Genomic DNA, 13,738 nt, shown 5'->3' on the forward strand with positions numbered 1-13,738 from the left:
AATTCTTAAAGTAAATCTAGAATTAAGACAGAGTTAAGTTGAGTAATAGGGTGGTATCCAATACACTTCTCGTGTGAGCATTTTCGACATATAATGACAAAAAAAGGATACCAATCAGTTTAACGATGAGGGGAAATTAACACATGAGATGGTTTTCTGTGGGAGTGCAGAAGTTATTCATCTGCCTAATTATTTTGGCTGTGAGTATGGGAGGAGGTTGGACAAAAAAAGTGCAGTTTGAAAACAAGGAGCCCTTCCGGCTAGATATTGTCCAGCCGGGAGGGGTCACCTTAATTCTGTATACGCTTTCACTTAGCCAGATATTCAACGAACCTTACAAAGATCGTGGCTACTTCGGCGCGGGTGGCGGTGGCTTTGGGGGCAAAAAAGTTGTCCGTCTTGCCTAATACAATGCCGATGCCCCGCAGCGCCTGAACGGCCTCCAATGCCCAAGAGCTGATCTCACTCTCGTCCGTGAAGGACTTAGCGTGGCTTTCAGGGAGCTCATAGCCCTTGTACTTCATGTAGTTGTACAGTATCACCAGCAGCTGCTCGCGCGTTAACGGCGAATTGGGGTCAAACAGGTTTGCGTTTGTACCGTTTACTATGCCTTTTTCGGCTGCCCACTCGGCTGCCGCGGTGTACCATTGTCCGTCCGTCACGTCGCTAAAGCGGGAACTTGTGTAGCTGGAGAGATTTACGTCCTCAAGATTGGCCAGTACCTGCACGAACGCTGCACGCGTCATTGCGGTGCCCGGTGAGAACGTTGTGGACGTCGTGCCGTTGAAAAGATCGTATGTGTAGGCGAAATTTATATCGTTGTAAAACCAGTCGTCCATGTTGGCATCCCTGAAAGGATTGCCCGATAGCACGAGGAAGCCCAGTGGGGTGGCGTCATCAAACGCCAGCTCCGTACCCTCACGGATGTTCAGCGACATGCCGTTATCTAAGCTAACTTTTGCGCCGCTCGGTCCTACCACAACCGCTCCGCCGCTCCGTATCTTCGATCCGCCGTGAATATCCACACGGTTGCCGTTGGGCAGGGTCACATGCGTGTCGTTGCCGCCTACTGTAACCGTACCGTCGCTCGCGATCGTCGATCCTCCCGAAATGGTCACTGTGCTGTTGCCGCCGGGTAGTGTCACTTCGGGGCTCTTGTCTGCCGGAATGGTTACCTTACCGTTTGAGTCTATCGTTGTGCCTTCGGGCACCTTAATCTTCGTCCCGCCTTTGGTCTCAATCTCGCCGCCACCGGGGAGGGTGGTGTTGCCGTTTTTGTCTGTGACCGCGGGTTTATCCTTCGGTGTATTCACTGTGTAGGTCGACTTCAACGTTCCATCGTCTGTCCCGGTGCCCGTATTGTCGGTGTTGCCCGTATTACCGATGTTGCCGGTATTTCCGGTGTTTCCGGTGTTGCCCGTATTGCCTCCAGAATCAGGCACAGTGGGAGTCGTCGTCTTCATCGGCGTCGTCGTCGCACTGATCTCCGCGCCATTGCCCTTTGCGTTCACCGCGATGATCGTGAAGCTGTAGCCTTGGCCGTTTGTCAGGTTCTTAAAGGTATATTTGGTCTCCGCCGCATCCAGTGTGACCGGCGTCACGTTGCCATACCATACCTTGTAGCCCAATATCGTACTGCCACCGTCGTCAGCAGGAGCAGTCCAGCTCAATGTGACCTGTCCGTCACCGGCTGTCGCCTTGAAGCCGCTCGGAGCACCGGGGAGGGCCGGTTTTCTCTGCGAGAACATCCAATCAAAGACGTCTGTGTAGTCATTGTTCCAAACCGGCAAGTTAGAGGACTGCGCCGTGGGAGCTATGCTCCAATCCCCCATAGTTATCTGGTTGTAAAGAACCGCCGCTTCAACTTCGTGCGCTATGTAATCAGCCAGAACAGGTGTGTTGGCCGGATTCGGCCTCAGATTCGGCTGATCAAATTGATTGTAGGGCCACGTAAGGACCTCATTACTCTCAAAGCGCGAAGCCCTCGCGTTGATCATTTTCGGCATATTGTTATTCATGAAGTTATTGAGGTTAGTCTGGTAGCCTGCAACGTTATGAGCATTTACAAACATCCAATAGGCCAGATTGTTGTGAGCGTCATTGTCCTTAGCATTCGGTGAACCGCTTACCGGGGCCATAGGTGCGGCGGCAGCGAAGAAGCCAGGATGGCTGTTAACTAAGTTGTTCGTATACTGGCCGCCCCAGGAAAAGCCTGCTGCGTAAACACGATTAGGGTCTACTTCGCCGCTGGCAATCAGGGCGTCTATGACCTTCTTAACATTCTCTGTTGAGGGAACAGATACGCCATTATAGGAAATATTCAGTACATGGCTTGCGTACTTGTCAGGATTTTTCTCCATTTTTTTCATTAGAGCGACCGAGCCATTGGCGGATTTCATGGCCGCTTTTTGGTCTGTCGCAGCGTTTGTGCCGCCGCGTGACATGCCGTGGGTATAAACATACAGCGGCAATCCTTTGATCACTTTACCGTCTTCATCCTTGTGAAGATAGAGCGAGCGATTGACCGAATTGTCCGTGAATGTTGTAAACTTGTCAAGGATCGGATTCACAACTTTTTCCTGTTCAAAAACCACGTTGCGAAGTGGACTCCCTTCTGTCAGTACAATCTCTCCGTTTGGGACGATGTTGTAAACCTGCTTTGTTGAGTTACTGCTGCCATCCAGCGTTGTTTTGCCGCCGCTCGCTGAATAAAACTCAGACTCAACTACGATGTAACGGCCACTTGCCAGTCCGTCCTGATAATCCGGTGAATTGCTTACCGGCCCCAGATAGCCGCGTACCTTCGGTTCGTCATTAGCGTATACCCTTGTGATCTTGCGCGTTCCTTCAAAGGTCACCGCTTCGCCGTTCAGGGTTGTGTTCCTGGCTGACAAGGTAAACAAGTCCGGATTAAGCTCGGAGCCTAACGCTGCCTTCCCCTGGCCTAAGTCGATGATGACAGCCGTTGTGTACTCGCCACTGGCGAAGTTGTCATTCCATACAACAAAGGGAAGCAGCCCCGCGTCTGGATCATTTTTAAATGTTACGTGAATTGTATGGTCAGCCTCAATATTCGAAAAGGTATAAGTGCCAGCAGATAGAGTCACGATCTCGCCGTCTACCGTTACGGTATCCACCATTTTGCCGGAATCGGGGGTAAACGTAAATTCTTTGTTAGCGTCCTGATCTACTCTCAGAACATCGCCGGGTGGGTTCGGCGTTATTCGGCCGCCCGGTCCCGCAGTGGCGGTGATTGAGAATCTAGTGTCCACTTCATTGGCTAAAGAGAGCTGCAGGCTGTCTGTAAATGAATCAGAGCTGGTATAAGCTGCGTCTGGAACTCCAAAACTGGAAACGACTTCATAGCGGTCCCCGCCTTTTTCCGTTGAGTTATTAATATAAACCTCAAAGGTAAGCTTGCCCTCCTCCAAGGTCAAGGTTCTTTTGGGTATTCTCATCTCCACGATATATCCTGTTTCCGTGATCTGGGTCCATGCAGCTCTGCCCGGAGCGGCCTGCCCTGAGAACACACCCATCGCGCTGACGCGCCATTGGTTTGAGCCTCCGGTTCCGGTACCGACATAAAATTCCAGGCTGTCGTATTGGTGATCTCCGCCAGCTCCCAGATATAGATTACTGTCATTCACAACTACTCGGGCATACAGGTAGTCATGGTCCCAAAGGATTCTGGCTGTGCCCGTGGCATGGGGTCTGGGATCGGCGGGCACAGTGCTTTTGTTGATGTGATGCTCCATGGTCTTGCTCCAGAGTGGGTCGTTTGACCCGAGTTCGGGAGTTCCAAAAATGGCGGTGGGTGTTTCATTCGCTACTGTGTTCTCGATGTTGTCAGTGGCGGCGGCATAGCTGGTAGGCATTAGCGACGCCACCATTACCAAGCAACAGAGGAAGGCGAGCATTCTGCTAAATCGTTTTGGCATAAATGAAAATCCTCCTTATTTTTCGATGCGGTGCGCCCATGGCTTACCGCATCGTATTCGGACACGTTGTTCATATGACAAGCGCCCAACTATATATATTATGTTTATCAGGCGTTCAATCCTTTAATTTAAACATAGAGTATATTTGGAATGAAAACGATTACTTCGAAGTATAGGGATAGTGTTGAAGTTTGAGTGAATTGCAATAAAAAAATCCACCTTATGAACAAGATACTACATTGAATTGGAAGTGTTGAAGACGTAATATGAGAAGGAATGTAAGCGCATTCTTTTTTTTAAAAAAAACGTATCTCTATTTCCTTCAGCGAGGTGGTCTGGTTTTATAGGTGAGAGATATGGGTTGTATGCTTCTGAAAATTAATCGAAGGGAAGAATGCTATGCGGAAGCAAATTACAATCCTAATGTTAGTTTTACTTATGACCTTCAGTAACTGGTTTAATCTTGTTCTGCCATCTAGCAATCAAGCTTCAGCGGACACAATAACACCAACGATGTTGGCGCATTATCCATTGCTTGAGGATGTACAGGATATATCAGGTAATGAAAAGCATGGAACGGCCGTAGGAAACATTACGTACACGGATGGTCTCACTTTACCTGGGGGAACAGATAGTAATACAAACTACGTTCAGCTTCCTAGTGGTTTGTTTGATAATCAAGAAAATACAACGATATCTGTATGGATCAAGAGCAACACTGGAAGTGGGAACTACTCAGCATTATTCTACGGTACTCCAGCAGCTGGCAATAACTGGCCAACGAATTACTGGATGTTTAATCCATCGAATCCAAGTGGCGATATTAAGTCGGTATTTACGAATAACAATAATGTTGACCAGCCTTGGACGACTGAGGTAGGGGTATCAGGCACTTCAACGACACCGAACGAAGGTCAATGGGTTCACTATACGACGGTTATTACAGAACGCTCTATTACAGGTTATATTAACGGTGTTCATATAGGCACGACCGCGAAAGAGAAAACAACAGCAAGCTTTGGTACTGATTTGCAGGCTTACATCGGTCGCTCCAATTATTTAGGGGATGCTACTTTTGCGGGCAGCTTTCAAGATTTAAGAATTTACGGAGAGGCACTAAATAATGAAGATATCGCTGTAGTATATGAACAATCGTTTAATGAAAAGCAAGTACAACAAGGCAAAATAGAGCTAACGTTAGGAGACATATCGGCAGTTACAGAATCTCTTGAACTACCTACTGAAGGTAAGAATGGCGCAATGATCTCATGGACTTCTAGTGATGAGAGTGCGATCAGTCCAACTGGGGAAGTGTTCTTACGAGAAATGAAGCAACAAGTCACGTTAACTGCAACCATTTCTTTGGGTAAAAGCCAGGTAACGAAGGAGTTCATGGTTACCTTACTACCTAAGGATGACTCTATTGAGCAGATTGCCGTTAAGAGTGTCTTGCTTAATGAACCTACATTTATTTTATCAGTGGGGGACAGCGAGACATTAGTGGCTTCGATTTCACCTTCAAATGCAACAAATAAAAGAGTTATCTGGGCATCTAGTGACTCCAGTGTAGCGATTGTCAATTCAACGGGTAAAGTTACAGCTGTTAGTGGAGGTACAGCCACAATTACGGTACAGACTGAAGATGGAGAGTTTACAGCTACATCAGCCGTTACCGTTAAGGGAAAATCACTGAAAGATGATCTTATTCTTCAATACAACATGAAAACAACCGAAGAAGTAGACGGTCAACTCATACTGAAGGATGTTGCCAATAAGGCAGTTACATTTGACGGAATATTTAGAAATCCAAACAATGGACAATTCATTTCAAACAGTGAGGTTGGCTTTGTTTCCTTCAATGGTGGAAGTTCTACATCTAATAGTGGACATGTTGAGATTCCTAAGGGCTCAAATGGACTAGATCTACTACATGGTCTAAATGAGATTACAGTATCTTCAATTGTGAACTGGACGAATGATGGTACGAATCGCTGGATCTTCGGTTTGGGTACTGTATTAACCCCAGAAACGAACAAATATTTCTTCGTAACACCACGTCACGGTAGCGGATCAGGTAATATGATTGCTACAGGTATCTCTAAAAATGGCTGGCCGAACGAAGCATTAGTTACAGGTAGCGCAAACTCAAACCTTATCGGTGGGCAGTGGAAGCATGTAACGGTGTCCTTGTCCGAAGCTAGCAATAGGATAACGTTATTCGTGGATGGAGTTAAGGTTGCTGCGGGTAATGCAAAGGGACTAAAGCTGTCAGAAATTATTAATCCGGATGCTACTTTCTCTGGCTTTATCGGTAAATCAATCTTCTCAAACGATCCATACCTTCAAGGTAGCGTAGCTGATTTTCGAGTATATGATCGCGCGTTGACAGAGCAAGAAGTAGGCGAGTTATATCAACAAGAAGGAGCAACACACATCTCCAAAATACGTCAGCTCACTGTGGATGATGCAGCAAATCAACTTAACATCAGTAGTTTCTTAGGTGAAGGCGATAAAAGCACCGATAAGATAACGAGAAACGTTACATTACCGACAAGCGGTAAAAACGGCGTGAGCATTACTTGGAGTTCTAGTCATCCTACTGTCATTTCTAACCATGGCACTGTACAACGTCCAGCTGTTCAAGCAGGTAATGTTCAGGCAGAGCTTACGGCTACTTTAACGTATCAAGGCGTATCAACTACAGCTGTATTCCCTGTTACAATCTTGAAGCAATTCGATGATCAGCAGAAGGTTGATCTGGACGCTGAACAAATAGAGATCTACAATGCTGACAACATTAAAGGTAACTTACATCTTGTTGCTACAGGTGAACAAGGCTCCACAATTACATGGTTATCTAGCAGACCGGCAGTTGTTAAAGGAACGACTGAAGCGGCTGGTAATGCTAAACAGCTAGGTTGGGTAAGCCGTCAAGCTACGGATACGCCCGTTACGTTAATAGCTACAATTACGAATGGTGCAGCTTCTAAACAGCTTACGTTTAACGTTACGATTAAACAAGCAGCTGCGCCAGTACAGCATGATGCTTACTTCTTTGCATACTTTACAGGTGAATATGAGGGTGGTGAAGAGATATCCTTCGCTACAGCTGAAGATCCATTGTTCTGGAAAGGGCTGAATAATGGTAAGTCGATCCTTCAATCGGATATGGGTGAAAAAGGACTTCGTGATCCATTCGTTGTTCGGTCACCAGAAGGTGATAAATTCTATATGCTGGCAACCGATTTGAAAATGGGCGAAAGTACAAATTTCGACCAAGCTCAAATTACGGGTAGTCATTACATGATGATCTGGGAGTCGGATGATCTCGTTCATTGGAGCGAACAGCGTATGATCGAGGTTGCTCCTAAGACTGGAGGAAATACGTGGGCACCCGAAGCGATCTATGATCCGGTAACTGGAGAGTATATCGTATTTTGGGCATCATCGATGAAAAACACAGAGACATATGGTGATTATAACGGAAGACCTGCAGGTCAGTACAATGTGATGTACTATGCAACAACAAGAGACTTCTACAACTTCTCTGAGCCAAAGGTCATGATTGATGAGTCACTTCCGACCATTGATACGACGTTTATTGAGCATAATGATATGTTGTACCGATTCACCAAATCAGAAGTAAATACTAAAGTGTATGTGGAGAAAGCACCAACTTTTTACTATGACAAGGACGGTATTGCAGCAAACGGCCTTCAATACGACGCTGTTCCGGGTACACGTGATAATACACTTGGCTTGATCGGAAATAATGGAAACAACGAAGGGCAAACGATTTTTAAGGATAATAATAAAGACAAATGGTATCTGTTCCTTGATTCATGGCCATATCATGTCCGATATACAACAGATCTGGATAGCAGCACGCAATATATGAACAATGTATTAAGTAGTGATAAATATGCACTTCCGCCAGGACCACGACACGGAACCGTAATTCCAATCTCACGTGCAGAGTATGATGCTTTGCAAGAGAAGTATGCCTGGAAAGGTCCAGCACCATCAACAGACCCGGTTGTACATTACTCATTTGATGCAAATACAGTGAATGGTACAACGTTGAATGACATTTCTGGTAATGGTCATCACGCGACACTAGCAGGTGGAGCAACGATTAATGAAGAGGATCGTATCGGTAAAACGGGTGGTGCTCTAGAGCTTAATGGATCAACAGGATATGTGAAGCTGCCAGATAACTTGATTCAATCCTTGAATCTTGAGAAGGCAACGTTCTCTACTTGGGTTCAAATGGACAGAAATCAAGCAAATCAAAGAATATTTGATTTTGCTTCTGACACAGGCAGACAGGTTAACCGCAACACCATGTACTTGAGCACACAAGGTGATACAGGTAGTCTAGAGTTTGCTGTCGTAACCCCTTTTACAGAGAAATTTAGCAATGAGAGCACGCGACTGGGATCAGAATATAAATATGCGGTGAGAAATTCCGGGTTATTACCAACGAAGACTTGGCAGCATGTTGCAATTACAATGGATGAATTTGATGCCGTATTGTATGTGAATGGTCAAGAGGTTAAACGTAGCTCGACATTCAACGTTGAGCCGAGAATGTTACTGGAAACAACGATGAATTATATTGGTAAATCGAGAAACAGCTCTCATAGTTTATTTGATGGTAAATTTGATGATTTCCGTATTTATAATCGTGCATTAGCCGTTGAAGAGATTGCAACATTAGCTGATGAAGACGTGACTCCTCCAGTAGAGCAGCCATCTGGGGCAGAGCTCATTCTTCACTATGATATGAATGATATCGATGGTGCGACGGTTATTGACCAAACAGGAAACTTCAATGGAAAATGGATGAATCCGTCTAAAGCAGAATGGATTCGTACACAAGATGCTGGTGTACTAAGCTTTACTGGTGGCACAACTAACTCTTATGTAGAACTACCACAAGGAGTTCTTGATGGTTTAACGGATATGACTGTTTCATCCATTGTGAACTGGAGCGGTAAAAACGCTGCGGAGTGGTTATATGCATTAGGAAGACCAAATAATAATACACACTATACGTATTTCACACCACGTTATAACGCTAACGGTCTAGCTCGCCTAGGTATCGCGACGAATGCTTGGAATAACGAGTCTTCAACTTCTACCACGGGCTTAAAGAATAATGAATGGAAAGTCGTTACGACTGTTGTTTCAGGCACGGATGGTACACTAACGCTTTATATTGATGGTGTTGCTGTTGCATCAGGCTCAACGAATGGAATGACACTAGAACAAATAAAAAATACTTCAGGCAGTAGCGGATCTATCGGTAAGTCATTCTATGCAGCTGATCCTTACTTCAGTGGTATGATTGCAGACTTCCAAATCTATGATGGTGCTATGACTGCGGCAGATATTACATTACTTAAGGCTCATGCAGATCAGAAGATTGCTTTGATGGAGGGCATGCTTGTATCGGCTGCGACAGAGAAATTAACGATTCATGATCTTCTTGCTTCTAATGCATCAAAAGATACGATTATAAGCAATGTAACATTGCCAACATCAGGTGCTTATGGCACAACAATAAGCTGGACTTCAGATAAGGGGAATGTCATCTCAACTACAGGTGCCGTAACCAGACCAGCTAACGCAACTGGCGATCAAGTGGTAACGTTAACAGCAGTATTTACAGATGGTACAGAGACAGTTAATAAAACCTTTACGTTGATGGTTAAGGCATTGCCAAACGATGTTACTTCTGTAGATGAAGCAAAAGCAGCACTAGTGGTTCATAACATTAATGATGTAAGAGGTCATATGACATTACCAACATCTGGTCTATATGGAACAACGATTACTTGGGCTTCTGCACAACCAAACGTCGTTTCAGTTACTGGGGAAGTAAAACGTCCGGTACACGGTAGTGGAAATGTAGATGTGAAGCTTACAGCTACGATTACATTAAATTCAGCATCCACTACGAAGGAATTCATTGCGAAGGTGAAGGAACTGCCTGCTCATGAAAATTATGCGGGATACTTCTTCACATATTTCACTGGAGAAGGTACTTCAACAGGCGAGCAAGTTCACTTTGCACTAAGTAACGGCAATGATCCGTTGAACTGGCGAGAATTGAATAATGGTAAACCTGTATTGACCTCTACCTTAGGGGAGAAGGGGGTACGTGATCCGTTCATTATTCGTTCGCCTGAAGGTGATAAGTTCTACATGATCGCTACCGATCTGAAAATTAACGGCAATGGTAACTGGGGTAGAGCACAGACATGGGGCAGTCGTTCCATTATGGTTTGGGAATCGAATGATCTAGTCAACTGGACAGATCAACGCATGGTAGAGGTTGCACCAGAAGAAGCGGGTAATACATGGGCACCAGAAATTATGTACGACAACACAACAGGTGAATATATCGTATTTTGGGCATCAAGAATGTTTGATGATGCATCTCATACAGGCAATGCTTATCAAAAAATGATGTATAGCAAGACAAGAGATTTCTATACGTTTACTGAACCGCAAGTATATTTGGATTATGGATATTCAATCATTGACACAACGATGATTGAGCATGAAGGAAAAGTGTATCGCTTTACGAAGGATGAGCAAAACAACGGAGCTTCTGCTCCATTTGGCAAGATGATCTTCCAAGAGGTGGGTGACTCGATCTTAGATCCAACCTTCAAGATGATTAATCAAGGTGTTGGTAACATCAAATGGGTTGAGGGTCCAACGATCTTCAAATCAAATACCGATGAAAAATGGTATTTATTCGTAGATGAGTTTGGTGGAAGAGGTTATGTTCCATTCGAGACAACTAATCTTGCATCAGGTGCCTGGACATTATCTTCTAACTACAACTTACCAGCTAGTCCGCGTCACGGAACGGTAATTCCAATTACACAAAGTGAGTATGATGCACTCCATGGGAAGAACGTACCCGTTAGGGGAATTAGCTTGGACAAAACAACGTTGTCAATCGTAGAAGGTCAATCAGGGCAATTGACAGCTACGGTAACACCAGCTAATGCAACGAAAAAAGCAGTAACATGGAGCTCAAGCAATACAGCTGTAGCCACTGTAAGTGCGACAGGTCAAGTAACAGCGGTGGCACCAGGAACAGTAAGGATTACAGTAACTACAGTGGATGGTGGTTTATCATCCAGCGCTACGGTAACGGTAACACCATCGGTGGAACCGACTGCACCAGGAGAAGTGACCAGAACAAGCGTAACAGCAGGTAATCAGAAGCTGACTTTGAAATGGAGTAATCCTGCAGACAGCGATCTGGTCGCTATTAAGATTACAGGTCATGGAAATACAGAGTTTAAGACGGTAACGCTGAACAATGTGGCTAGCAGTTATGAAGTCACAGGACTTGCGAATGGTACGCGTTATGAATTCCGTATTACTACGGTAAACGCAGCGGGACATGAATCCGCAGGGGTTGTGGTGTCAGGAACACCACAAGCACCAAGCAGTGGTAATGGAAATGGTGGCGGTGACGGTAACATTCCTGCACCTACAGTACCAACAGCTCCAGGTGGCAATGAGCCAGTGGTCATGAACAACGGTCAAATACACATTAAGCCTGTCGTAAATGAGAGCGGTGCTTCTAAAGTGAAATTAAGTGCGGATACGGTGAAGCGTGCGCTTGATCAAACGACAGGCGGTAAGTTACACATGCGAGTTGAAGCTGATGAGAGCTTGAACGGGCTAACGATTGAGCTCGCAGTAGATGCGCGCTTAACAAGTGGATCTTCTACGGTAGATCGCATCGAGATCAACACAGGCTCTGCAGTCGTAACCGTGGCAACTGAATTGCTTGGAACAGGAACAAGTGCAGGGAAGACGTTAGGATTGTCAATTAAGAAAATTGCAGCTAATCAACTGCCAGCTGGCGCACAAGCTCAGCTGAACGGTGAGGTCGTATTCGATATCGAGCTAACGATTGATGGTAAGAAACTTACGGAGTTTGATGGCAGAGATGATCTCGTGATTGAATTGCCATACACTCTAAAGGCTGCCGAAAATCCAAACAACGTCGTCGTATACGATGTGAAGGACAACGGAGAGCTAAGAGTGGTGACGAATGGTAAATACAATGCAGCGACAGGAAAAGTAGAGTTCAAGCCAACGTATCTGAGCAAGTATACGGTAGCGTATGTTGCAGCGAGCTTTAAGGATGTGACCCAAGACTGGGCGAAGGATGCGATCTCAGCATTGGGAGCAAGAGGCATTGTGAAGGGTGTAGGCGATGGAGAGTTTAATCCAAATGTTCAAGTGACAAGAGCAGAATTCATCACCATGCTGATGAATATGTTTGAGCTATCGGATGAGAGCGCAACGACAAGCTTTAGTGATGTGAAGCAAGGAGAATGGTACCATGGAAATATCGCAACCGCGCAGAAGCTGGGGATTGTGAACGGGAAACCAAATGGACGATTCGGAGTTCATGAGAACATTACGCGAGAAGATATGGCGGTTATGGTATACAAGGCTGTCCAAATTAAGCAACTAGCGTTAACAAGTGGTGAAGCTACAGCCTTCAAGGATGAAGCAAACATCGCAAGTTATGCGAAGCAAGCGGTAGAGGCAATACAGGGAGCAGGCATAATAAACGGTGTAGGTAACGATGAGTTTGCACCGAAGAAGAATGCTAGCCGTGCAGAAGCAGCAGTGATGATCTATAATTTGTTGGGTTTGATGTAGACACGTTAAGTATAAGGCAGTTGCTATTGATTCACTCAGATAATAAAGTTGGGCGGAAGAACTTGTTCCGTCCACTTTATTGTCTGTTTAATCAGTGAGCAGGAAAAGCCGTTAGATCCTGGCTTAAAGAAGTAGTTGTTAACTTTACCTTAATACGGGCTCAATTCTTCCTCTAAGATTATCGGTATAGGCCAGATTTCCATCCGTCGTGATTACGGCAGCCTCGATATCCTTCATTTTATTAACTTTATGAATAATGGAGACCGCATCTAACCCAAACAATTCTGTTGTATATATATCGCAGTCGAGCGATCGATCCGCAATAATCGTTAAAGAAGCGATATTACTTTCTATTGGATAGCCTGTTCTGCTGTTAAATATATGATGGTAATGACTCCCTTCCTTCTCTAAAACTCTCTCGTATATTCCTGATGTAACGACGGATTGCTCCCTTATGCTAACGAGTGCTGCTGCATTTCCTCTAGGTAAAAAGGGATTTTGGATTCCAACTTTCCAGTGACTGGACCCGGTGGGAGAATCGCCATGAACCAGAACATTGCCGCCCATATCGACCATAGCTGATGCGGCTCCGTTTTTCTTGAAAAATGACATAACTTGATCAGCAAAATAACCTTTAGCAATCGCTCCAAGGTCGATTTCCATGCCCTTTTTGGATAAATGAACCGTTTGCTGCTCATCGTCAAGCTGTATATGCTCCGGATTCAAGAGCTCAAGCACCGCTTTAATCTCGGTATCCTCCGGCACATGTGCCTCGCGGAAACCAATTCTCCACAATTTGATCAAAGGCCCTATCGCAATATTTAAAAATGAATCTTTATTCAGGCTGTGTTCTTTGCCTATCTTAATAAGATCATACAGTTCCTTGTCTACTCTAAGCGGATGTGATGCGGCTTCTTTTTTTAACATGGCAAGCTGCGATTGCTCACTGTTGGCACTAAACACTTGTTCATAATGGACAAGCATATTCACGGCTTCCTCGGTAAGCTTTTCAGCATCTGTCCCCTCGATATAGAGGGATATGTTCGTTCCCATAAGCGGTACCGTTGTCGTAAAAGGTTTCATGATAGCCT

At 45.1% G+C, this 13,738-nt stretch carries 3 protein-coding genes; 1 reads left to right on the forward strand and 2 read right to left on the reverse strand.

All coding sequences use genetic code 11. The features are described 5' to 3' along the window. Nucleotides 1–308 precede the first annotated feature (308 nt). A complete protein-coding gene (locus MHB43_RS10610) occupies nt 309–3,938 on the reverse strand; it encodes an S-layer homology domain-containing protein (protein WP_405131932.1) in 3,630 nt (1,209 codons plus the stop codon). Nucleotides 3,939–4,337: 399 nt separating this feature from the next. Here MHB43_RS10610 and MHB43_RS10615 point away from each other — a divergent pair, with 399 nt between their 5' ends. Beyond that, a complete protein-coding gene (locus MHB43_RS10615; RefSeq protein ID WP_405131933.1) occupies nt 4,338–12,647 on the forward strand; it encodes an immunoglobulin-like domain-containing protein in 8,310 nt (2,769 codons plus the stop codon). A 144-nt stretch (nt 12,648–12,791) separates the two neighbouring features. Here the strand turns inward: MHB43_RS10615 and MHB43_RS10620 are convergent, their stop codons facing one another. Next, nucleotides 12,792–13,730, reverse strand: coding sequence for an FAD:protein FMN transferase (locus tag MHB43_RS10620; RefSeq protein ID WP_405131934.1), 939 nt, complete (start codon nt 13,728–13,730; stop codon nt 12,792–12,794). Nucleotides 13,731–13,738 lie beyond the last annotated feature (8 nt).

It is taken from the genome of Paenibacillus sp. FSL H8-0317 (assembly GCF_045040685.1).
Lineage (GTDB): Bacteria > Bacillota > Bacilli > Paenibacillales > Paenibacillaceae > Paenibacillus.